Annotated in this window: 22 protein-coding genes; 8 read left to right on the top strand and 14 right to left on the bottom strand. The window is 64.3% G+C overall.

The window, feature by feature from the left end:
- Window positions 1–486, bottom strand: coding sequence for a MarR family winged helix-turn-helix transcriptional regulator (locus ACPPVR_RS26720; RefSeq protein ID WP_426609547.1), 486 nt, complete (start codon window positions 484–486; stop codon window positions 1–3).
- 91 nt (window positions 487–577) lie between these two features.
- On the opposite strand from ACPPVR_RS26720, the gene ACPPVR_RS26725 reads away from it, so the two are divergent.
- Entirely contained in the window at window positions 578–1,804 is a 1,227-nt protein-coding gene (locus tag ACPPVR_RS26725) for an MFS transporter (protein WP_426609548.1), read from the top strand.
- Between the two features lie 10 nt (window positions 1,805–1,814).
- Here ACPPVR_RS26725 and ACPPVR_RS26730 read toward each other — a convergent pair whose 3' ends face one another.
- Both ACPPVR_RS26730 and ACPPVR_RS26735 read right to left on the bottom strand, forming a co-directional pair.
- Window positions 1,815–2,735, bottom strand: coding sequence for an amino acid ABC transporter substrate-binding protein (locus ACPPVR_RS26730; RefSeq protein WP_426609549.1), 921 nt, complete (start codon window positions 2,733–2,735; stop codon window positions 1,815–1,817).
- A 128-nt stretch (window positions 2,736–2,863) separates the two neighbouring features.
- Entirely contained in the window at window positions 2,864–3,283 is a 420-nt protein-coding gene (locus ACPPVR_RS26735; protein WP_426609550.1) for a nuclear transport factor 2 family protein, read from the bottom strand.
- Window positions 3,284–3,426: 143 nt separating this feature from the next.
- On the opposite strand from ACPPVR_RS26735, the gene ACPPVR_RS26740 reads away from it, so the two are divergent.
- From ACPPVR_RS26740 to ACPPVR_RS26750, 3 genes are all read left to right on the top strand, one after another.
- Window positions 3,427–4,668 carry an amidohydrolase family protein gene (locus ACPPVR_RS26740; protein ID WP_426609551.1) on the top strand — a complete coding sequence of 414 codons (1,242 nt, stop codon included), beginning with the start codon at window positions 3,427–3,429 and terminating at the stop codon, window positions 4,666–4,668.
- 17 nt (window positions 4,669–4,685) lie between these two features.
- Entirely contained in the window at window positions 4,686–5,891 is a 1,206-nt protein-coding gene (locus tag ACPPVR_RS26745) for an amidohydrolase family protein (protein ID WP_426609552.1), read from the top strand.
- Between the two features lie 157 nt (window positions 5,892–6,048).
- Window positions 6,049–6,366 (top strand): hypothetical protein, encoded by a 318-nt coding sequence (locus ACPPVR_RS26750; protein WP_426609553.1) that lies wholly within the window; start codon window positions 6,049–6,051, stop codon window positions 6,364–6,366.
- A gap of 16 nt (window positions 6,367–6,382) precedes the next feature.
- Here ACPPVR_RS26750 and ACPPVR_RS26755 read toward each other — a convergent pair whose 3' ends face one another.
- The 8 genes from ACPPVR_RS26755 to ACPPVR_RS26790 all read right to left on the bottom strand — a co-directional run bounded on the left by ACPPVR_RS26755 (window position 6,383) and on the right by ACPPVR_RS26790 (window position 13,578).
- Window positions 6,383–7,297, bottom strand: coding sequence for a DUF1932 domain-containing protein (locus ACPPVR_RS26755; protein WP_426609554.1), 915 nt, complete (start codon window positions 7,295–7,297; stop codon window positions 6,383–6,385).
- Window positions 7,297–8,166 (bottom strand): hypothetical protein, encoded by an 870-nt coding sequence (locus ACPPVR_RS26760; protein ID WP_426609555.1) that lies wholly within the window; start codon window positions 8,164–8,166, stop codon window positions 7,297–7,299. The genes ACPPVR_RS26755 and ACPPVR_RS26760 overlap by 1 nt, the downstream gene beginning before the upstream one ends.
- Window positions 8,167–8,193: 27 nt before the next feature.
- Complete coding sequence (locus tag ACPPVR_RS26765) at window positions 8,194–8,877, bottom strand: 4-carboxy-4-hydroxy-2-oxoadipate aldolase/oxaloacetate decarboxylase (protein WP_426609556.1); 684 nt, start codon at window positions 8,875–8,877, stop codon at window positions 8,194–8,196.
- Window positions 8,874–9,587 carry a PIG-L deacetylase family protein gene (locus tag ACPPVR_RS26770; protein WP_426609557.1) on the bottom strand — a complete coding sequence of 238 codons (714 nt, stop codon included), beginning with the start codon at window positions 9,585–9,587 and terminating at the stop codon, window positions 8,874–8,876. The genes ACPPVR_RS26765 and ACPPVR_RS26770 overlap by 4 nt, the downstream gene beginning before the upstream one ends.
- Window positions 9,588–9,654: 67 nt before the next feature.
- Window positions 9,655–10,956, bottom strand: coding sequence for a C4-dicarboxylate transporter DctA (gene dctA, locus ACPPVR_RS26775; protein WP_426609558.1), 1,302 nt, complete (start codon window positions 10,954–10,956; stop codon window positions 9,655–9,657).
- Window positions 10,953–11,837: an amidohydrolase family protein gene (locus ACPPVR_RS26780; protein ID WP_426609559.1), complete on the bottom strand. Its 885-nt coding sequence runs from the start codon at window positions 11,835–11,837 to the stop codon at window positions 10,953–10,955. The genes dctA and ACPPVR_RS26780 overlap by 4 nt, the downstream gene beginning before the upstream one ends.
- Window positions 11,837–12,796, bottom strand: a complete 960-nt coding sequence (locus ACPPVR_RS26785; RefSeq protein WP_426609560.1) for an amidohydrolase family protein — start codon at window positions 12,794–12,796, stop codon at window positions 11,837–11,839. The genes ACPPVR_RS26780 and ACPPVR_RS26785 overlap by 1 nt, the downstream gene beginning before the upstream one ends.
- 74 nt (window positions 12,797–12,870) lie before the next feature.
- Window positions 12,871–13,578, bottom strand: coding sequence for a TetR/AcrR family transcriptional regulator (locus ACPPVR_RS26790; RefSeq protein ID WP_426609561.1), 708 nt, complete (start codon window positions 13,576–13,578; stop codon window positions 12,871–12,873).
- A 117-nt stretch (window positions 13,579–13,695) separates the two neighbouring features.
- Here ACPPVR_RS26790 and ACPPVR_RS26795 point away from each other — a divergent pair, with 117 nt between their 5' ends.
- From ACPPVR_RS26795 to ACPPVR_RS26805, 3 genes are all read left to right on the top strand, one after another.
- Window positions 13,696–14,676: a tripartite tricarboxylate transporter substrate binding protein gene (locus ACPPVR_RS26795; RefSeq protein ID WP_426609562.1), complete on the top strand. Its 981-nt coding sequence runs from the start codon at window positions 13,696–13,698 to the stop codon at window positions 14,674–14,676.
- A gap of 11 nt (window positions 14,677–14,687) precedes the next feature.
- On the top strand, window positions 14,688–15,494 hold the full coding sequence (locus tag ACPPVR_RS26800) for an ABC transporter substrate-binding protein (RefSeq protein WP_426609563.1): 807 nt from the start codon (window positions 14,688–14,690) through the stop codon (window positions 15,492–15,494).
- 83 nt (window positions 15,495–15,577) lie between these two features.
- Window positions 15,578–16,828 carry a DUF763 domain-containing protein gene (locus ACPPVR_RS26805; protein ID WP_426609564.1) on the top strand — a complete coding sequence of 417 codons (1,251 nt, stop codon included), beginning with the start codon at window positions 15,578–15,580 and terminating at the stop codon, window positions 16,826–16,828.
- On the opposite strand, the gene ACPPVR_RS26810 is transcribed toward ACPPVR_RS26805, so the two are convergent.
- From ACPPVR_RS26810 to ACPPVR_RS26820, 3 genes are all read right to left on the bottom strand, one after another.
- Entirely contained in the window at window positions 16,729–18,036 is a 1,308-nt protein-coding gene (locus tag ACPPVR_RS26810; RefSeq protein ID WP_426609565.1) for a cytochrome P450 family protein, read from the bottom strand. The genes ACPPVR_RS26805 and ACPPVR_RS26810 overlap by 100 nt on opposite strands.
- A gap of 69 nt (window positions 18,037–18,105) precedes the next feature.
- Complete coding sequence (locus ACPPVR_RS26815; protein WP_426609566.1) at window positions 18,106–18,426, bottom strand: hypothetical protein; 321 nt, start codon at window positions 18,424–18,426, stop codon at window positions 18,106–18,108.
- A gap of 105 nt (window positions 18,427–18,531) precedes the next feature.
- Window positions 18,532–19,305 (bottom strand): ferredoxin--NADP reductase, encoded by a 774-nt coding sequence (locus ACPPVR_RS26820; RefSeq protein WP_426609567.1) that lies wholly within the window; start codon window positions 19,303–19,305, stop codon window positions 18,532–18,534.
- A 157-nt stretch (window positions 19,306–19,462) separates the two neighbouring features.
- Here ACPPVR_RS26820 and ACPPVR_RS26825 point away from each other — a divergent pair, with 157 nt between their 5' ends.
- Window positions 19,463–20,659: an amidohydrolase family protein gene (locus tag ACPPVR_RS26825; RefSeq protein WP_426609568.1), complete on the top strand. Its 1,197-nt coding sequence runs from the start codon at window positions 19,463–19,465 to the stop codon at window positions 20,657–20,659.
- The last annotated feature ends 33 nt before the right edge of the window (window positions 20,660–20,692 follow it).

The raw sequence follows: 20,692 nt of genomic DNA on the forward strand, positions 1-20,692 counted from the left end.
CTATTTCGCCTCTGGAGACGTCTTGGCAAATGTCTTGGCTTCATGCAGGCGACTGGCCCGCTGCTCGATGCGCTGGAGCGTCTCGAAGGTTATCGCAAGTTCCTCTGGCGCGATATCCTTCAGCAGGCTTGCCCGCACCCGCCGCAGCACGCGGTTGGTCTCCTCGACCTTGGACTCGCCCGCCTTCGTCAAATGTAGCGTTTTGGCACGGCGGTCGGTCGGATCCTCGCGGCGCTCCACCAGCCCTTCGGCTTGAAGAAGATCGATCAGCCGCACAAGCGACGGCCCTTCGATGCCGAGCTCGTCGGCGAGCACGCCCTGGCGGACATTCTCGCCCTGGCGCGACAGCACCAGCAGCGGGATCGCGGTCGCATAGGACAGGCCGTGATCGGATAGCGCCTGATCCGACTCGCGGCGCCAGACACGGGCCAGGCGCGCGATGAGCCGGCCGATCTCGGCGTGGATATGAGCTTGCGACGGAGCCATGCAAATTAGATAGGACACAAACTAATAGGCTGCAACTATATATCTCGCATAGCTCGATTGATCACGAAAAAGCGAACGAGGACAGCACGGTATGGGCCCGGGTTCCGCGACAGAGGCACGGGAGGGGACCGCGGGCGAAGGCGCGCTGGCGCTTGTCCCGACCTTCGTCGTCGTCGCCGTGGATGCGACCGGGATGGGGATCATCCTGCCGCTGCTGCCGTTCTATTCGCAGCGGCTCGGCGCCACACCTTTCCTGATCGGTGCGCTGATCTCGGTTTACGCCGTCTGCCAGCTCATCGCTGGCCCGGTGGTCGGCATCCTCTCGGACCGCTATGGCCGGCGGAAGGTCCTGGTCGTAAGCCAGATCGGAACCTTGATCGGATTTGTCCTGCTCGCGCTCGCGGGCAGCCTGCCGCTGGTGTTTCTGGCGCGCATCATCGACGGCCTGACATCCGGCAACATCTCGGTCGCTCATGCTTATGCCGCCGAGCACAGCGCGCCGGCGACGCGCAAGCAGGCGCTCGGCATGACCAGCGGCGCGATTGGAACCGGACTGCTGCTCGGCCCCGCGCTCTCGGGCTTCCTCGTGCATTACGGCCAGACCGCCCCGGTGTGGGCCGCGGCCGCCCTCTCCCTGATCAGCATTTTGGCGACGATCGCACTCCTGCCGCCAGATCATCCGGCGTCTGAGCCGCTCTACCAGCATCGGGTGCCCGAGCCGACGCTGACGCGCAGCCTGCTCGGGATGCGCTACGCCTGGCGGTTGCTGGGGCTGCTGATCGTGTTCTTCTTCGTCAACTCGATGTTCCTGTCGCAGATCGGCCTGTTCCTGGCGGCACGGTTCTCGTGGGACGGCCATCCTTTCGGCGCGCGCGAGCTCGGCTGGATGTTCGCCTATGCCGGATTCATCAACATGGTGGTCCAGGGCCTGTTGATCACGCGCGCAAACCTGATCGCCTCCGACCGCAGCATTGTGATCATGGCGTTCGGCTGCATGGGGCTTGGATTTGCCGGCCTTGCGGCCGGCAGCAACATCAAGCTGCTCGCGGTTGACCTGACGCTGATCATCGTCGGCACTATGTTTGCCCGCAGCACGCTGACGGCGGAATTGTCGCGCTCGACCGCGATCAACCGCCAGGGCATGATCATGGGCCTCAACCAGTCGCTGATGTCAGGCGCGAATATCTGCGCTCCGCTCGTCAGCGGCGCGCTGATTGGGCATCGGCTGTTCGTGGTCTGGGCTCTGGCGATGGCGGCGATCGCGGCCATCGGCGCAGCGCTCGCCGGCCCATTGCTCGATACGCCGCGAGCGCGCTAGCGCCCTCGCCTCAGTTCACCACGTAGACATCCGGATCGAAGCTCGAGCTCGGCTTCTTGAAGGCGTTGCGCAACGCCGCCGACATCGGGACGTTATAGTTGAGGCCATTCGGCGGCGTCGGGGACTCCAGCCACGTCCTGTAGAGCACCTCGATCTCCGGGCTTGCGTAGAGCTCTGCGGTCGCGCGATCAGCCAGCGCTTTGAACGGGGCATCTTCCCGCCGCAACATGATCCCGAAGGGTTCGGCCTTCGAGAACGTCTCCTCGCTGATCATGAACAGCGCCGGCTCTTTTGAGCGCGCGATCGCGACCGCGAGCTGCACGTCGTCGAGTGCATAGGCCTGCGCGCGGTCGGTCTCGAGCAGCAGGAACGCCTCGGCCTGATCCACGGCCGGCATTATTTTGATGCCGAGATTGCGCTCGGTATTGACCTTGGCGAGCTGGTTCAGGTTGACCGATCCTGCAACCGCGGTGACCGCCTTGCCCTTGAGATCGTCGATGGTGTTGATCTTCGCCGCCTTCTTGGCCGCAAATCGGGTCGCGCTGAGAAAATGCGTGTTGGTGAACGCGACCTGCTTCTGGCGGTCGGCGTTGTTGGTGGTCGCCGAGCAATGCAGGTCGAGCGTGCCGTTGACCATCAGGGGAATGCGGTTCGACGAGGTCACGGCGAGATAGTCGACGGCGATATCGGGCATGCCGAGCTGCTTCTTCACGGCGTCGACGATCTTGAGGCAGATATCCATGGCAAAGCCGACCGGCTTCTGGTTTCCGTCCAGATAGCTGAAGGGAACCGACGCCTCCTGATAGCCGAGCGTGATCTTCTTGGTCTCCTTGACCTTCTGGAGCGTGCCCGACAAGTCTTCGGCTGACGCCGCGCCCGCAAGACATGTGACGGCCAAGAGAGCTGCCATGACAATGGTGGGAAGACGCATTGGGGGCTCCTCAAGGGGGCTTTGCGCCTCCGTGCCGGGCGCAGCCGAACGGTTGATAGCGCAGGCACCGGCTTGCCGCCAGACCAGCCTGCGTCTATCAGCTATCGCGGCTTTCGATATGACGGCCCCTACGCGTCGATGCCTCGCTGCACCAGGATGCGCTCGGCGCTGTCGTTCCAGACATCCATCTTGACGATCTGCCCGCCGCGGACGACGAAGCGGTCGACATAGCGGTTGCCATCGAACGGCGTGCCGTCCATCCACTCTCCATAGAGCGTGCCGACGCTGTAGACGACGGTCTCATCCGCGCCGGGGCAGACGTCGAAGCGGTCCATCTTCTTCTTGACCCAGCGATAGCGCTTGGCGTTGAAGCCGGTCGGCCCGCGTGGGTGGTCGAACTCGCGGCCGCCGGTGAAGGTGATCACCGTACCCGGCTTCATGTAGGCTGCGGCGGCATCGGGATCGGGAATCATCGAGGCCGTGAGATAGGCTTCGACGATCCCGGCGTCCGACGAGGGCGCTTTTTCGCTTTTCACGGCTACGGACATGGCGGCATCTCCCGGAAGACTTCGCGAAATACTACCGTTCAGGCCGGGGAAAGCACGCATATATTTTGCTCACATCCCCCGCTACATTGCCGCCGACCTGAAGCCTCGCCCATTGCTCTCATTCCCCCCCGAAGATTCATTGCATGACCGCCCAGACCGCCTTCGACCTGATCTTCCGCAACGCCCTGTTGCGATCATCCGCCACACCTGTCGATATCGGCGTGAAAGGCGGCCGGATTGCCGCGATCGAGCCCAGGCTCGCCTGCGAGGCAGTCGAGGTCGATGTCGGCGGCAACCTAGCCCTGCCCGGCTTCGTCGACACCCACATCCATCTCGACAAGGCCTGCCTGCTCGACCGCTGCGGGCATAATCACGGCAGTCTCGGCGATGCCATCCGCGCCGTCTCGGCGATGAAACGCGACTTCAGCATCGAGGACGTCTATGCGCGCGGCGCCAAGGTGCTCGAGCGCGCCATCGTGCACGGCACGACCCACATGCGCACCCATGTCGAGATCGATCCGCGCATCGGCCTGCGCAGCTTCGAGGCGGTCAAGACGCTCAAGCGCGATTATGCCTGGGCGCTGGACCTCTCGCTCTGCGTCTTCCCGCAGGAAGGCCTGACCAACGATCCCGGAGCTGAGGAGCTGCTGGTACAGGCGCTGCGCGACGGCGGTGAGGCGATCGGCGGCTGCCCCTATACCGACACCGACCCGAACGCGCATCTCGAGCGTATCTTCGATCTCGCACAGGAATTCGGCGTCGATGTCGATCTCCATCTCGACTTCGATCTCGATCCCTCCTGGTGGCATCTCGACGAAGTCTGCCGGCAGACCGAGCGGCGCAACTATCAGGGGCGCGTCGCGATCGGACACGCCACCAAACTTTCCGCGTTGCCGCCGGAGCGGCTGAAGACAGCCACCGCGCAACTGGCAAAAGCCGGCGTCGCCGTCACCGTGCTGCCGGCGACCGACCTCTATCTGATGGGACGCGAGGCCACCCACAACGCGCCGCGCGGGCTGACGCTCGCCCACAAGCTTGCGGGCGACGGCATCGTGTGCTCGGTTGCGACCAACAACGTGCTCAATCCCTTCACGCCGTTCGGCGATGCGTCGCTGCTGCGGATGGCAAACTTCTACGCCAATGTCGCTCACGCCGCCGTCAGCGACTTCGACACCTGCCTCGATCTCGTCACCGAATTGCCGGCGCGGCTGATGAACCTTGGGGATTACGGCATCGAAGTCGGCAAGCCCGCCGACCTCGTCGTGCTCGACATCAAGGACAGCCGCTTCGCCATCGCCGAGCTGCCGGATATTGTGATGGGCTTCAAGGGCGGCCGGCAGACATTTGAGCGGCAGCGGCCGACGCTGTTCAAGCCGCAGAATTAAACCAACGGAAGTACCGGATGGCCTTCGACAAGATCTTCTTCAACGCCCGCTTCGACGGCGGGTCACGACATCACATCGCGGTTAGGGACGGCCGTATCGCCGCGATCACGCCTGCTGACGAGCCTGCGACCGGCACCGAGACGATCGACCTTGGCAATGCTCTCGTCGTTCCCGGATTCGTCGAAGGCCACATCCATCTCGACACCAGCTTCTACGGCGATGCCTGGCGCCCGCATAAACCCTGCACTGACGGATTCGACGTGCATGAGCGCGTGGCCTTCCAGGCCCAGAACATCGCCGAGGCCGCACCGATGGATGTGCGCGCGCGCAACCAGCTCGATCTCTGCATCGCACACGGCACCACGCAGATGCGCAGCCACGTCATGGTCGACGGCTCGGTTGGCCTGACATCGCTCGAAACGATCTTGCGCGTGCGCGAGGAATACAAGGGCCTGATCGACATCCAGCTCGTCGCCTTTCCCCAGAGCGGCATTTTGGCGAGCCAGGGCACACCGCAATTGCTCGACGACGCCATCGGGCTTGGCGCGAACCTCGTCGGCGGACTCGATCCCGCCAGCTTCGACCGCGATGTGGAGAAACACCTCGACGTGGTGTTCGGCGTCGCCAGCAAGCATGGCGTCGACGTCGACATTCACCTGCACGACACGGGCACACTGGGCGCGTTCGAGATCGAGCAGATCGCGGCGCGCACACGCGCCCTCGGCATGGAAGGCCATGTCGCGATCAGCCACGCCTACGGGCTCGGCGACATCCCGGCCGAGCAGATCAAGAAGATCGCCGACATACTCGCCCGTTCCGGCGTCGCGATCATGACGAACGCACCGGGCGCACGGCCCTTTCCGCCGATCCTTGCGCTACGCAACGCCGGCGTGACCGTGTTCAGTGGCAATGACAACATCCGCGATTCCTGGTGGCCCTATGGCGACGGCGACATGCTGCGCCGGGCGACGACGCTTGGCTATCGTTCGGGCTTCAACATCGATGAAGAGCTGCGCGTGGCGTTCGATGTCGTCACGGAGGCCGGTGCCAAGGCGCTGCGACTCGAGGGTTATGGCCTGCGCGTCGGCGCCAGGGCGGATTTCGTCACGCTGAACGCCGAGCATGTTCCCGAGGCCGTCGTCGCGGTGCCACAGGGGCGCTCCGTCTACAAGGAAGGCAAGCTCGTGGCATCCAACGGTAAGATTGTCGGGAAACGCGGCTGACGATCGGGCCTTTTCCGTCCGATGATACCGCTCACCTTGCCAGTTCCCCGAGTCCGGTAGAATCCCGGTCCGTAGCCCTGCGCATTGCACGGCGGACGACGCGCGTCATACTGCGAGGCGCGCCCTGACCATCTGCGTTCAATGGGGAAGTATTGATATGTTCAGCGCATTCAGCAGTATTGATTATCATTCCATTCGGGCCAGAACACCTGCCGAAACGGCCGTCAAGCGACTGACTGGCATCGGCGAGGTCCTGTCCGGCCTCGACATATCGGCGATCCACACGCAGGACGACATGGCCCACGCACTGTGGACGCTCGATACCGCCGACAAGTGCATTCGCATGATCCTCGCCGAGTTTCGCACCGAGCGCACCACGGACGTCGCCCGCAAAGCCAGGAGCCTGATCGACTTGATCGAGCTCGCACGCGACGAGATTTCGGGCTATCGCGACGGCAGCAGGATTCTGAGCTGAACGCGCACGCGCGACATTAGCGCTTGATCTTCGCCAGAATGCGATCCGCCTCGGTGCGCCAATCGGCGCTGCGGGCAAACTCTTTCGTTCCCTTGGGTCCGAACAGGCCTTCATCGGCGAGATCGGCCACCCAGGCCTGTCGTTCGGCGGTGCCCTGCGCCGACCACGGCGTCAGCCCCGCCTCGCGCACGGTCTCGGCGACCTCGCGGACCTCCTCGGCACGGCGGCGGCCGTGCTCGATTACGCGCTGGAAGAAATAGGCGCCCTGCTTCTCCCAATTGATCGCGGGGAATGTCTCCGTCAGCGACGCCAGCACGGCATCCTCGACACCATAGGCACGCGCCGTGGTGAAACTCTCGATGACCATGGCCTCGAGGCCCTTGATCATGATGCTGCGGCACATTTTTACGGCCGAAGACACGCCGAGCTTTTCGCTGGCAACCTTTGCGGCAAAGCCGATCGCGTTCAGCAGCGGCTCGAGCTCCCTCGCGCCGGGACCACCGAGCAGGAGCGGCACCTTGATGCGATAGGGCGGCACCGAGGTCATCACCGCGCCCTCGACGTAGCGGCCATCGGCGCCGTCGATCAGCGCGGCGGCGCGCTGCTTGGCCCCCGGGGAAGCCGAATTGAAATCGAGGAACCAGGTGCCCTGGTTGATCGCACCAGCGCAGGCTTTTGCCACCGGCACGGCCTGGCTGGCAGTAACTGCGGAGATGATGAAATCGGATTTCGCGGTCAGCTCAGCATGAGAAGCCGCCAGCTCGACACCGAATTTCGCCGCGTGTTCTTTCAGCGAAGCGCCCTGCTCGCCTCCGAGCTTGATGTCGTAAGCGGCGACCTTGATGTCCTGCTGGCGCAAATCCTCGGCCAGAATCCTGCCGACCTCGCCGAAGCCGACCAGCCCGATCTGCCATCGTTTCGGATCCGCCATCAGTTCAATCCTCGTGTCGTTTCGTCGAAGAGCTCCTCGACGGCATAGCGGCGCGGGATCAGCGCCTGCTGGAATGCGTAGTCGACGATCAGCTCCAACGGCTTTCTGTTCGCCTCAACTCCGAACGGAACCATATCGGGCGTTGCCGCGGGCCCCAACTGGTCCTTATTCCGCTTGAGGAGATCATAGACGCCGGCGACCACATCGGGACGCGATCTCGCGAGCGTCTCGGTCACGACCACGTAATGATTGACGGGCACGACGCCGCGGCGCGCGTACCATCTGGCGGCTTCGGCGGCCGGATCGGGAAACAGCGGTTTTAGCTTGGGATCGTTCGAGGTTTCGCCGAGGACAGCATCAAGCTCGCCGTCGATGAGCATCTGGAGGATTTTCTTCTCCTTTGGCGCGCGTTCGGTGGTGTCGACATATTCGGCGACATGCGGGTCCTCGAACGTCACCCAGCGTATCTTGTCGAGATTGACGCCGTAGTCGTTGGCGAGAATGCCCCTGATCCAGGCGCCTGTCGTGGTCGTGAACGAGCGGATGCCGACGCGCTTGCCCTCGAGATCGGAAGGTCCGAGCGTTCCATGCGCTGGATTATACTGCGCGTAGGAATGCTGGAAGCGGCCGAGCATGGCCGCCGGCAGCAGCACCAGCGGCTTGCCATGCGCTTTCGCCATCAGATAGGTGACGATCGCCATCTCGCAGACGTCGAACGCCTGCTCGCGCACCATCGGCTTGAACGCCGTGTTGGTCGGCGTGTACTCGACGAAGTCGAGATCGAAAAGGTCGGAGCGGAGCTCGCCGCTCTTCACCGCCATGACATGGGGGTGACTGCCGAGCACGGCCTTCAGCTTGAGACGATCCATCTGCCCGCTCCGCTTCTCCTATCCCGCTCAGACGTCCTCGGGATTGTCGACATAGACGAGCCCGGCTTTCGCCAGCGCCTCGCGCATGCTGTACATGTCGAGGCCAAGCTCGCCCGAGCCGAGCCGCGTGCGCTTGCCGCCCTCATCGGCGTTGCGCTTCTTCGCCTTCTCCGCGACCTCGGCGGCGTAGCGCTTCGGCACCACCACCACGCCATCGTCATCGGCCACGACGATATCACCGGGATCGACGTTGACGCCGGCGCAGACCACGGGCACGTTGACCGAGCCCAGCGTCGCCTTCACAGTGCCCTTGGCCGAGACCGCGCGCGACCACACCGGAAACTTCATCTCGTGCAGCGCTCTGACGTCGCGGCAACCGGCATCGATGATCAGCCCCTGCACGCCGCGCGCCTGGAGCGAAGTCGCGAGCAGCTCGCCGAACATCCCGTCGGTATTGTCGGTGGTGCAGCCGACGACGAGAATGTCGCCCTTCCTGCACTGCTCGACCGCGACGTGGATCATCCAATTGTCGCCGGGCTGCGCCAGCACGGTGACGGCGGGACCCGCAATCGCCGCGCCCGGCCAGACGGGACGCAAATACGGCTTCATCAAACCCAGGCGGCCGTAGGCCTCGTGCACGGTCGAGACACCGTATTCCGCCATGCCGGCGGGATCGGCACGCTTGATGTTGCGAACGACGACCGGCTTCATGCCAGCACCTCCGCGACCGTCGGGAACAGGCGTTGATAGGCCTCGCCATAGGTCATGGGAACGCCGGTGTTGCGGCTGCCCTGGATGCCGCGGTTGAGCGCCACGCGCTCGTAATAGCCCCAGAGATGTTTTTGTGCAGCGAGGATCTGGAATGCCTCGTACTTCTCCTTCCAGACGTCGTCGATCTTGAGAAGCAGGTCCGGCTTGTAGTTGCACTGCTCGGGCTGGTGCGGCTCGAACAGGAACACCGGCGGCGCCGAATATTGGTACTGCGCGCCGGGCTTGTGGCCCATCGCCTGCGCCACCACGCGGGTCTCCTGCGCGAAATGCGCCGCATTCGGATGGTCGAAATTATAGGGATCTTCCAGCGCGTGCGTCAGCACGAAGCTCGGATTGAGCTCGCGGTAGATGTCGACCATGCGGTCGAAATGCGCCTCGGTCAGCTTCAGCGGATAGTCGCCGCAGTCGAAGAACTCGATCTCGGCGCCGAGCAGCTTTGCCGCCCGCTCCGCCTCGTCCTTGCGACCGGCCTTGACCGATTCCAGCGTCGCGCCCTTTTCCTTCCAGGCGAACTGGCTTTCGCCCCGCTCGCCGAAGGACATGCAGACGATCTTCATGCGATAGCCCTTCTTCGCATGCAGCGCGATGGCGCCACCGGCGCGCCAGACGAAATCACCCGGATGGGCCGTAACCACGAGACCTGTTTTCATGGGACAAACTCCCCTCTTTCGTTCGTAAGCATCATAGGCTGCCTGCGCTATGCAGGAAGCCAATTCCTTAGGCCGCAGCAGTCGCGGGTTCCTCACCGTCGAGCACGCGCTTCAGGCGCTCGTGGTCGAGCGCGCCTTCCCATTTGGCTATCGCAATCGTCGCAACCGCGTTCCCGATCAAATTGGTCGGCGTCAGCCCCTGCGACATCAGACGATGGATGCCGAGCACCAGCGCGACGCTCGTCACCGGAATGCTACCGGTGGCCGACAGCGTCGCCGCCAGCACGACGAAGGCCGCACCCGCGATCCCGGCCGCGCCCTTGGAGGTCACGAGCAGGATCAGCAGCAGCTCGATCTGCTCGGCGAGCCCCAACGGCGTGTTGGTCGCCTGCGCCAGGAACACCGAGGCCGCGGCCAGGTAAAGACAGGTGCCGTCGAGATTGAAGGAATAGCCGGTCGGGATCACGAGCCCGACGACGCTGCGCTCGCAGCCGGCCTTCTCGAGCTTGGTCAGCATCCGCGGCAGCACCGTCTCCGACGATGTCGTGGCGATGCAGATGAGCAGCTCTTCCCAGATGTAGCGGATCAGCTTGAGCAGCGAGAAACCGCAGAGCCGCGCAACCGGGCCGAGCGCCACGACGATGAAGATCACGCAGGTGAGATAGAAGCCGCCGACGAGCTTGCCAAGCGAGGCCAGCGAGCCGACGCCGAACTTGCCGACCGTGAACGCAATGGCGCCGAACGCACCGATCGGCGCCGCCCACATCACGAAGCCGACCACGGCGAACACCATCTTTGCGGCGATGTCGATCAGATTGACCAGCGGCGCCGCGCGCTCGCCGAGCTGCACCAGCGCAAAGCCGCACAGCACGGAGATGAACAGGACCTGGAGGATGTTGCCCTCGGCAAAAGCGCCGATGAAGGTCGCAGGCACGATGTTCAGCAGGAACGGCACGAAGCCGATGACGGCGGTCTGCTTGACATATGGCTCGACCGCGCTGGCATTGATGGTCGCGGGATCGATGTTCATGCCCGCGCCGGGCTTGAGCAGATTGACCGCGACCAGACCGATGATCAGCGCGATTGTCGTCATGATCTCGAAATAGATGATCGCCTTGACCGCGACGCGCCCCACCCGCGCCATGTCGGCCATATGCGCGATACCGTGGACGACGGTGCAGAAGATGATCGGCGCGATCAGCATCCGGATCGCCTTGATGAAGGCATCGCCGAGCGGCTGCATCTTGGCTCCCGCCTCGGGATTGACGATCCCAAGCGCGATGCCGGCCGCCATGGCGATCAGCACCTGGATCCAGAGCTCCTTCCACCAGGCCCGGCCGCGCGGCTTGTCGATCGTCATCGCCGTCATTCGTCGAATCCAAACAGGCGCGCGGGATTATCGACGAGGATCTTCTGCTGAAACTCGGGCTCCGGTGCAAACAGCGGGATCAAATCGACGAGGTCGCCGTCATTCGGCATCGCCTTGACGTTGGGGTGCGGCCAGTCCGTGCCCCAGATGACGCGGTTGGGCGCGGTCTCGACGATTTTTCGCGCAAACGGCACCGCATCCGTAAACGGCGGGCCGGCGGAGGCGACGCGCTCCGAGCCGCAGATCTTGACCCAGCACTTCTCGTCGCGCTGCATCAGCTCGATCAGGATCTTGAACGGGAGTTGGTCGAGCCCTTCGGACGCCTTCACCCGTCCCATGTGGTCGATCGTGTAGCTCAGCGGCAGTTTTGCCAGCATGTCGGCATATTCGGGCAGATCGATCGCGTCGAAATGCAAATCGATATGCCAGCCGAGCGGCGCCACCATCGCGATGACCCGGTTGAACACGCTCTTGTCAGGAACGCCGCCGAGATGGCGGACAAAATTGAAGCGGCAGCCGCGGAATCCACCCTCGTGCAGCACGCGGAGCCCGCGTTCGGTGATGGTGTCGTCGATATTGGCCACCGCGCGATAAGCGCCATTGCTCTGCGCAATGGCATCGAGCGCCACCGTGTTGTCGATGCCGTGCACGCTGGCATTGACGATGACGGCACGTTCCACGCCGAGCTTGGCGTGCAGCACCTTGAAATCCGCGAGCGGCGCGTCGGGCGGCGTGTAGGAGCGATCCGGCGCATAGGGGTATTTCGCGCCGGGGCCGAAGATGTGGCAATGCGCGTCGCAGGACAGTTTTGGCAGCTTGAATTTCGGCGTGCGCGTGTTCGGATCGGGCGGCGGAATCGTCGGCGTGTACATCATGGCCATCAGGTGAACTTGAACAAGCGTGCCGGGTTGTCGACCAGCAGCTTCTGCCGGATCGCCACATCGGGCGCATAGAGGGGGATGAGATCGACGAGATCGCCGTCATTCGGCATGAACTTGACGTTCGGGTGCGGCCAGTCAGTGCCCCAGATGACGCGATCCGGCGCGTTGTCGATCAGCGCCTTTGCGAACGGCACTGCATCGTGGAACGGTTTGCCGGCCGCGGACGCGCGCTCAAGGCCGGTGATCTTGACCCAGCACTTCCCGTCTTTCTTCTGGAGGTCGAGCAGCGCGGTGAAGCCGGGATCGTCGAGCCCCTTCGCGGCCTGAACCGTCCCCATGTGATCGATCACATAGGACGTCGGCAGCGCGGTGAGGATCGGCGCGAATTCGGCGATCGTGCCCGGCTCGAAATAGACGTCGACGTGCCAGCCGAGCTCGGCGATGCGGTGCACGATGCGCTGGAACTTGGCCATGTCGCCGACGCCGCCGAGGCGCTTGAGGAAGGCGAAGCGGCAGCCGCAGATGCCACCCTTGTCGAGCGCCGCGAGCTCCTTGTCCGACATCTCGTCGTTGACGTTGGCAATGCCCTTATAGGCGCCTTCGCTCTGCGCAATGGCATCGGTGACGACGCGATTGTCGGTGCCGTGCACGGTGGCGTTCACGATGACGCAGCGCTCGACGCCGATCTTCTCGTGCACGCGGCGGAATGCTTCCAGCGGCGCATCAGCCGTGTTGTAGGGCCGCTTTTCCGAGAAGGGATAGCGCGCGGCGGGCCCGAAGATATGGGTGTGGGTGTCGCAGGATTTTGGCGGCAGCTTGAACGACGGCGTCTTTGGATCTGGATCCGGCGGCTCGATTGTCGGCATCGCCTTCGGCTCAGCTCCTTGCGCGCGCGCTTCGCCCGCGAGCGCTGCGCCGGCCAATCCGCCCAAAAGATGCAGGTACTCCCGCCTGTTCATTTCCTCAACACCCACTTACGTCGTCCGCTTGCAAGCGGAAGCGCGAGATCGCGCCTCCACTCGGGCAGTTTCTTTCAAGTCTTGCTTGCAACAGGCCGCCGTCGTGCCGGCGCAGCCTGGTCGAGCGCCGGCGCCTGGAAGGCGGCGACGGTGGCCTGCACCAATTGCTCGATGGCCGCGGCACCATCGCTGCCATCGGCCTCGCCGCGCGACAGCCGCGAGACGCGGTCCGGCGTCACCAGCGAGTAATAGAGCGCGCCGAGTAGGAAGTGGCTGCGCCAGACGATCTCGGTGCGCGGAATATGCGGCAGGCTGTCGTGGATCGAGTCGATGAAGGCGTGGCTGGTGTCGTCAAACGTCTGCGCGATAATTTTCCGCGCGACCTCGTTGCCCTCGGCCGACATCACGGCGCGCAGCCGCGTGAAGCGCGCCCCGCCGCCGGCGAGATCGCTGCCCGAGGTGAAGGCCGGCACGACATAGGCCCGCACGATCGCCTCCAGCCGGTCCTGGAGATCGCGCACGCGCTTCGCGGCGGTGAGCAGCTCGGAGCGGCGCAGATTCATCGGACCGCAATGGCGCCGGTAGATCTCCAGCAGCAGGCCGTCCTTGGTCTTGAAATGATAGGTCACGCTGCCGGGATTGGCACCGGCGGCCTGCGCGATGTCGCGCACCGAAACGGCGTTGAAGCCATTGGTGGCGAACAGCTCCTCGGCCGCAGCGAGAATCGCTTCGCGCATGTTCGGCTTGCGGGCCGTTTCCTTGCTGGTGGGCTTGCTTACCATGTGATTTGTACTATCGTACAAAAGATCAGGTCTCGTCAACAAAAACCACGGGCAACGTCCGGAGCGGCTCTGAAGACCGCAGCAAGGGCGTGAATGTCCCCGAGGAGTGCTAGGAAAATGCTGGGTTTGAACAACACGATCGGCCGGCTCGCGATCGGTGCCGGTCTGCTGCTGGCGGCGAGCGCGACGCAAGCCGCCGACAATTATCCGAGCAAGCCGGTCCACATCCTCGTGCCCTATGCGGCCGGCGGCGCGGTCGATGTGCTGGCGCGCACGCTCAGTCAGGCGCTGGCCAAGACCTGGGGCCAGCAGCCCGTGGTCGACAACCGTCCCGGTGCCGGCGGCATCGTCGCCTCGCAGGCGTTGGCGCAGGCCGCCCCCGATGGCTACACGCTGATCCTGGTCGCGAGCGGCCATCCGCTCAACCAGTTCATCTATCCGAGCGTGCCCTACGATACGTTCAAGGATTTTACGGCGATCTCCGAAGTGGCCTCGTCGCCGCTTGCGATCGTGGTGGCGAAGGACAGCCCTTATAAAACTCTCTCCGATCTTCTGGCTGCCGCCAAAAAGGAACCGGACAAGCTCTCCTACGGCATGGCCGGCAACGGCACCTCGGCGCATCTTGCCGGCGAGTTGCTAAAACACATGTCCGGCACGAAAATCGTCGCGATCCCCTACAAGGGCGGCGCGCCGGCGCTGACTGCAGTGATATCAGGCGATATCCCGCTCAGCATCAACCCGCTTGCGGAGGCGATCAGTCAGATCGAAGGTGGCCCGGTGCGCGCGCTTGCAGTCACTTCGGCCGAGCGCTCCAAGGCGCTGCCCGATGTGCCGACTGTCGCCGAGGCCGGCGTGCCCGGCTATGACGTCTCGGTCTGGTGGGGCGTTCTCGGCCCGGCAAAAATGCCACCGGAGATCGTGGCGAAACTCGAGACCGATTTGAAGGCTGCCTTGCAGGACCCGAACGTGCTGTCGACGCTCGGCAAGATCGGCGCAGCGCCGGTCGGCTCCTCCGCCAAGGATTTTGACGCCTATATGCATGCCGAGGCGACCAAATGGGAGCCGGTGCTGAAGGCCGCCGACATCCGCGCGCAGTGAGGGGCCGTCACATGATGTCTCTCTTTCAACCAAGGCGCCTTGCGCGCACCGCCCTGCTCGCGGTCGCGATCATCGGCTCGCTCGGTGCGTCCGCGCGCGCCGATGGCGAAGCGAAACTGCTGGCGCCAAGCGGCACCTTGCGCGTCGGCATCTATCCGGGCAGCCCGACCTCGATGGTGACTGACCCAAGCGGCAAGCTGCACGGCCTCGCTTACGATCTCGGCGGCGAGCTGGCAAAACTGCTCGGCATCGGCGTCGACTATGTCAGGTTTCAGCGCGTCGCCGACATCGTCACCGCCATCCACGACGGCCAGATCGATTTCACCGTGACCAACGCCACGCCGGCCCGCGCCAACGACGTCAGCTTCAGCCAGCCCGTACTGGCGATCGAGCTCGGCTATCTCGTCCCGGCGAATTCGCCGATCGACAAGGTCGAGGATATCGACAGACCGGGCGTGAAGATCGGCGTCACCAAGGGCTCGACCTCGGAGCGCACCCTGCCCGCTAAATTCAAGAATGCGACCATCGTCCCCGCCGAAAGCGTCAAGGTCGCCATCGCGATGTTGGGCCGCGGCGAGATCGATCTCTATGCCACCAACAAACCGACGCTGTTCGAGATGTCCGACCAGATGCCGGGCGCGAAAATCCTCGACGGCAATTGGGGGGCGGAGCATATGGCGATCGCGATCCCGAAGGGACGCGAGAGCGCACTTCCCCTGCTCAACGGCTTCGTGGCGGAAGAGCAGTCATCCGGCGCGCTGGACACGATCCAGCAGCAGGCGGGCTTGCGCGGCGCGACCAAGGCGACGCGCGATTAACCGGCTCGTGCGACCGGTTACATGCTCTCGCGGCAACGCCTCACATCGTGCGTGCGGGGCCATTTTCTGCTACGAAGCGAGGTATGACTCGACGAACTGGTAGCGCCGATCTTCCCCTGCACAGCGGCCGGGTTCCACCCTGGCTCGCGACCCGCATGGCCACGCTCGGCGCGATCGTGACGCAGGCGATCGTGCATCACTACGGGCGCGATGCGTTCCTCCAGCGACTGTCGCATCCGTTCTGGTTCCAGTCGTTCGGCGCTGTGATGGGGATGGACTGGCACTCTTCCGGCATCACCACCTCGGTGATCGGCGCGCTGAAGCGTGGGCTCGGACCGTTGCAAGATGAGCTCGGCATCTATGTCTGCGGCGGCCGCGGCCAGCACTCGCGCAAGACACCGGACGAACTGATGCAACTCGGTGACCGCGTCGGCTTCGACGGCGCAACGCTCACGCGCGCCAGCCGCCTGGTGGCGAAGGTCGACAGCGCCGCCGTTCAGGACGGCTTCGACCTCTATCTGCACGGCTTCTTCGTCACCGCCGACGCCAAATGGACGGTGGTGCAGCAGGGCATGAATGGCGACAAGCGGCAGGCCCGCCGCTATCACTGGCATTCCGAATCATTGAAGAGTTTTGTCGATACGCCGCACAGCGCGATCGACGGCCCGCGGCAAGGTGAGATCGTCAATCTCACGGACCATCGCGCCGATGTCTCGCGCAATGCGCAGCTCGAGCTGTTAAGCGATCTCGGCCCCGATCGTATTCTCACCGAATTCGAGCGGCTCACCGGGACTGCCGCTTCGCCCGCACAGGCGATGCTGCCGCATCTGATCATGCCCGCGCATCACGATGTGCGGCCGAAGGACGTGTTCGCGCGACGCCTACACGGCACGCTGCTAGCTGCCGCCGAGCGCGGCCCGGTCGACTTCCCGGAACTGCTGCTGACGCCCGGCGTCGGCGCGCGCACCGTGCGCTCGCTCGCGATGGTCGCCGAAGTCGTGCACGGCGCGCCTTTTCGTTTCACGGATCCCGCGCGCTTCTCGCTCGCCCATGGCGGCAAGGACCGGCATCCCTACCCCGTCCCGATCAAGGTCTATGACGAGACCATCCGCGTGTTGAAGGGCGCGATCCAGAACGCAAAGCTCGGGCGCGAGGAAGAGATGCAGGCCATCAAGCGCCTCGACGATCAGGCGCGGCGCCTCGAGCGCACGGCGCGCGGGCCTTCAGTCGAGTCCTACATCGCCGGCGAACGCGCGGCCTCGCCCGAACTCGACGGCCGCTCGGTGTTCGGCTGGGAACGCGACATCGTGGGATCGCGGAAATCGACCGGCTGACGGTCCGAAGCGACGACCGGCAGCTTCGCGATGGCGCGCAGGCCCGGCCGCTTGCGCCATTGAATTTGCGCGGGATCGACGGCGAGGCCGAGTTTCGGCCATCGCGCAAACAGCGCCTCCAATGCGCAAGCCGCCTCGATCCGCGCAAGCTGGTGGCCAAGACAGAAATGGATTCCGGTCCCGAAGGACATGTGACGGTTCGGCTTGCGTGCGAGGTCGAGCCGCTCAGGCTGGTCGTGCACCGCCGGATCCATGTTCGCCGCAGCGAGCATGACCATAACCCGGTCGCCCTTCTTGAGCCGCACACCCGCGAGCTCGACATCCCGCCGCACATAGCGCGGCTTGGAGAACTGCACCGGCGAGACGAAGCGCAAAAACTCCTCGACGGCGAGCCCGACGCGGCTCCAGTCCTCTTCCAGCCAATCGCGAAGGCTGGGACTCCTAAGAAGCTCGTAGACCGAACCGCTGATCAGATGCGTGGTGGTCTCGGAGCCCGCTGCGAGCAGCAGAAACACCATCGATACCATTTCGTCCGGCGTGATCTGGCCGCCCTCGCGTTCGACCTGGACCAGCTCGGCGATCAGGCCCTCGCCGCCCTGCACGCGTGCAAGCTGCAACTGCTCTCCGAGATAGTCTCGCATCTTGCGGAATGCGAACATCAACCGGAAGAAGCTGATCACGTTCGTCAGCGAGGACATCGCATTAGCCCACGCGATGAAGCGAGGACGATCGGCCAGAGGCAGTCCCAGGAGCTCGGAGATCACCGACAGCGGCAGGATGCGCGCGTAACCCTGGACGAGATCGGCGGGGCTGCCATCGGCAAACAGTTCGTCGGCAAGGCCGTCGGCGATGGCGCGAATACGCGGCTCCATCGCGACGATCGCACGGCGAAGAAAGGCCTCGTCCACGATGCTGCGCAGTCTTGTGTGGTCCGGCTCGTCCATGGTCAGCATGTTGTTGGCGATGGTCGCGACGAGCTTTGGCATCCACCAGCGCAAGCCGGCGACCTCGCCGTCCTCCTTGCGCATCGTGAATGTCGCACCGTCCTTCAGCACCTGTGCGGCGGCGTCGTGCGTGGTGGTGACCCAGACGTCGCCGACCAGGGGAAAACGTGTCGCGACCACGGGGCCTTGCGCGCGCAGCGTCGCGATCGCCTTGGGCGGATCGCGGAAGAAGGACTCGCTGGTGAAATCGAGGCGCTGCGCCATGGGATCACCGGGTGGTTGGGGATGCCTCAACCAGATGGTATGCGCGGGCCAGCGCGCAAGGACCTGAACCTATCCGCGTCCGGGCGAGCGCGGCCCGGCCTTGCGTTGACTGGTATAGGCGTCCCAATGGCTCCAGCTGCCATTGCTGAGGCTTCGCAAATCTGTGCCGAGCGGGCGCCGGGTGCGCTTGTCATAATCGGCGATCGCGCGCTCTGACTGGACGATCTTGCGCTTGAGTTCCGCAATCGCCTTCTGGGTCTGGCCGTTCCGCTTCGACGTCGCGATCTCGCCCACCGTGAAGCGCGCGGTCTCCAGCGCCTTCAACTCGGCGCGGTTCTTCTTCAACTGGACCCGGTGCCAGGCGATGTTGCTGTCGCTGTCCGCAACCATGTGGGAACTCCGCTGATTCGCTCCCACAGTGTATCGCGCGTCGAATCGGCGCCGCAACGCCCGTGCGGCGGCGGAAATACGGTCTTCTTGCGCGGAATTCCGGAGTTAGCGCTCGGCGAAGGCCTTTTCGACCACGAACTGGGCCGGCTCGCCGTGATTGCCTTCGACGAACCCGCGTTCCCCCAGCAGCGAGCGGGTGTCCGCGACCAGCGCCGGACTGCCGCAGATCATGACGCGGTCATGGGCCGCCTCAAGCCCAGGCAGGCCGATATCGGCGAACAGCTTGCCGGAGGCGATGAGGTCGGTGATGCGGCCGCGGTTGTGGAAGGGGTCGCGGGTGACGGTCGGATAGTAGATGAGCTGAGCGCGGATGTAGTCGCCGAGCAGCTCGTCGTTCGGCAGATGCTCGGTGATCATCTCGCCATAGGCGAGTTCCTTGACGTGGCGGCAGCCATGCAGCAGCACCACCTTCTCGAAGCGCTCGTAGGTTTCGGGATCCTTGATCACGCTCAGGAACGGCGCGAGGCCCGTGCCGGTGCCGATGAGGTAGAGGTTGCGGCCCTCTTCCAGATTGTCGATCACCAGCGTGCCGGTGGCCTTGCGGCTGACGATGATCTCGTCGCCTTCCTTCAGATGCTGGAGCCGCGAGGTCAGCGGGCCGTCCGGCACCTTGATCGAGAAGAACTCCAGCGTCTCCTCGTAATTGGCGCTGGCGACGCTGTAGGCCCGCAGCAACGGCTTCTCGCCGACCTTGAGCCCGATCATGGTGAATTCGCCGTTACGGAAACGGAAGGTCGGGCTGCGGGTGGTCTTGAAAGAGAACAGCGTGTCGGTCCAGTGGTGGACGCTCAAAACGCTTTCCTGATTGAAATTGCTCATCTCACCCTTCCGTGTCGCGTCGTGGCGGTTTTCGAGGCGGTCAGCTATGCGTCGTTAGTATACGATCATTCGTATACTAACGAATAATCCGGCTTGATCCCGCGGTCAAGGCTGCCCAAGATCGAAAGCGTTGCAGTTAAGGACAAGGACCCATTCCATGGCGCATGACGCACCCCAGGCCACCGGACCCTCGAAGCTCGTGATCCGCAATATCGGCCTGATCCTGTCGGGCGCGCTGGAAAAGCCGATCCTGGATGGCGACACCATCGTCGCCGAGAACGGCAAGATCATCGCAATTGGCCGCTCTAGGGATCTCGACATCGAAGGCGCGACCACCATCGTCGATGCCAACGGCACCACCGTCACGCCGGGCCTGATCGACAGCCACGTCCACCCCGTCGCGGGCGACTGGACACCCCGGCAGAACCAGATCGGCTGGATCGACAGCAATTTGCATGGCGGTGTCACCACCATGATCTCCGCCGGCGAGGTCCATATGCCCGGCCGTCCGCGCGACGTCGTTGGTCTCAAGGCAATGGCGATCTTCGCGCAGCGCGCATTCTGGAATTTGCGGCCCGGCGGCGTGAAGGTTCATGCCGGCGCCCCCGTGATCGAATGCGAGATGGTCGAGGAGGATTTCAAGGAACTGGCCGCCGCCGGCGTCAAGCTGCTCGGCGAAGTCGGCCTCGGCGGCGTCAAGGACGGGCCCACCGCGCGTAAGATGGTCGGCTGGGCGCGCAAATACGGCATCCAGAGCACGATTCACACCGGCGGCCCCTCGATCCCCGGCTCCGGCCTGATCGACAAGGACGTGGTGCTGGAGGCCGACACCGACGTGGTCGGCCACATCAATGGCGGCCACACGGCCCTTCCCGACGACCAGATCCGTTGCATCTGCGAGGGCTGCAAGCGTGGCCTCGAGCTGGTTCACAACGGCAATGAGCGCTCGGCCCTGTTCACGCTGCGCATCGCGCGCGAGATGGGCGATCTGCACAGGGTGATCCTCGGCACCGACGCGCCGGCCGGCTCCGGCGTGCAGCCGCTCGGCATCCTGCGCATGGTCTCGATGCTGTCCGCGCTCGGCGATCTGCCGGCCGAGCTCGCCTTTTGTCTCGCCACCGGCAACACCGCGCGGATGCGCGAGCTCGATTGCGGCCTGATCGAAGTCGGCCGTTCCGCTGATTTCGTCATCATGGACAAGGCGCAGCACTCAGCCGGCAAGAACATCCTGGAGAGCGTCCAGCTCGGCGACCTCCCCGGCATCGGCATGACCATCATCGACGGCATCGTGCGGACGCAACGCAGCCGCAATACACCGCCGGCGGGGAGAGTGCCGGAGGTGGTGGCGAAGTAGGCGCCACATCCACAGTCGTCATTCCGGGCTCGC

This window comes from Bradyrhizobium sp. McL0616 (genome assembly GCF_049993385.1).
Classification (GTDB): Bacteria; Pseudomonadota; Alphaproteobacteria; order Rhizobiales; family Xanthobacteraceae; genus Bradyrhizobium.

What these genes read in the sequence shown, in the direction of transcription:
- ACPPVR_RS26745 (WP_426609552.1), top strand. Translation starts at nt 4,686, where the DNA reads ATGGCCTTCGACAAGATCTTCTTCAACGCCCGCTTCGACGGCGGGTCA.
- ACPPVR_RS26730 (WP_426609549.1), bottom strand. Translation starts at nt 2,735, where the DNA reads ATGCGTCTTCCCACCATTGTCATGGCAGCTCTCTTGGCCGTCACATGT.
- ACPPVR_RS26785 (WP_426609560.1), bottom strand. Translation starts at nt 12,796, where the DNA reads ATGAACAGGCGGGAGTACCTGCATCTTTTGGGCGGATTGGCCGGCGCA.
- ACPPVR_RS26740 (WP_426609551.1), top strand. Translation starts at nt 3,427, where the DNA reads ATGACCGCCCAGACCGCCTTCGACCTGATCTTCCGCAACGCCCTGTTG.
- ACPPVR_RS26815 (WP_426609566.1), bottom strand. Translation starts at nt 18,426, where the DNA reads ATGGTTGCGGACAGCGACAGCAACATCGCCTGGCACCGGGTCCAGTTG.
- ACPPVR_RS26755 (WP_426609554.1), bottom strand. Translation starts at nt 7,297, where the DNA reads ATGGCGGATCCGAAACGATGGCAGATCGGGCTGGTCGGCTTCGGCGAG.
- ACPPVR_RS26765 (WP_426609556.1), bottom strand. Translation starts at nt 8,877, where the DNA reads ATGAAGCCGGTCGTCGTTCGCAACATCAAGCGTGCCGATCCCGCCGGC.
- ACPPVR_RS26720 (WP_426609547.1), bottom strand. Translation starts at nt 486, where the DNA reads ATGGCTCCGTCGCAAGCTCATATCCACGCCGAGATCGGCCGGCTCATC.
- ACPPVR_RS26735 (WP_426609550.1), bottom strand. Translation starts at nt 3,283, where the DNA reads ATGTCCGTAGCCGTGAAAAGCGAAAAAGCGCCCTCGTCGGACGCCGGG.
- ACPPVR_RS26725 (WP_426609548.1), top strand. Translation starts at nt 578, where the DNA reads ATGGGCCCGGGTTCCGCGACAGAGGCACGGGAGGGGACCGCGGGCGAA.
- dctA (WP_426609558.1), bottom strand. Translation starts at nt 10,956, where the DNA reads ATGACGGCGATGACGATCGACAAGCCGCGCGGCCGGGCCTGGTGGAAG.
- ACPPVR_RS26820 (WP_426609567.1), bottom strand. Translation starts at nt 19,305, where the DNA reads ATGAGCAATTTCAATCAGGAAAGCGTTTTGAGCGTCCACCACTGGACC.
- ACPPVR_RS26760 (WP_426609555.1), bottom strand. Translation starts at nt 8,166, where the DNA reads ATGGATCGTCTCAAGCTGAAGGCCGTGCTCGGCAGTCACCCCCATGTC.
- ACPPVR_RS26750 (WP_426609553.1), top strand. Translation starts at nt 6,049, where the DNA reads ATGTTCAGCGCATTCAGCAGTATTGATTATCATTCCATTCGGGCCAGA.
- ACPPVR_RS26770 (WP_426609557.1), bottom strand. Translation starts at nt 9,587, where the DNA reads ATGAAAACAGGTCTCGTGGTTACGGCCCATCCGGGTGATTTCGTCTGG.
- ACPPVR_RS26805 (WP_426609564.1), top strand. Translation starts at nt 15,578, where the DNA reads ATGACTCGACGAACTGGTAGCGCCGATCTTCCCCTGCACAGCGGCCGG.
- ACPPVR_RS26780 (WP_426609559.1), bottom strand. Translation starts at nt 11,837, where the DNA reads ATGGCCATGATGTACACGCCGACGATTCCGCCGCCCGATCCGAACACG.
- ACPPVR_RS26790 (WP_426609561.1), bottom strand. Translation starts at nt 13,578, where the DNA reads ATGGTAAGCAAGCCCACCAGCAAGGAAACGGCCCGCAAGCCGAACATG.
- ACPPVR_RS26795 (WP_426609562.1), top strand. Translation starts at nt 13,696, where the DNA reads ATGCTGGGTTTGAACAACACGATCGGCCGGCTCGCGATCGGTGCCGGT.
- ACPPVR_RS26810 (WP_426609565.1), bottom strand. Translation starts at nt 18,036, where the DNA reads ATGGCGCAGCGCCTCGATTTCACCAGCGAGTCCTTCTTCCGCGATCCG.
- ACPPVR_RS26800 (WP_426609563.1), top strand. Translation starts at nt 14,688, where the DNA reads ATGATGTCTCTCTTTCAACCAAGGCGCCTTGCGCGCACCGCCCTGCTC.
- ACPPVR_RS26825 (WP_426609568.1), top strand. Translation starts at nt 19,463, where the DNA reads ATGGCGCATGACGCACCCCAGGCCACCGGACCCTCGAAGCTCGTGATC.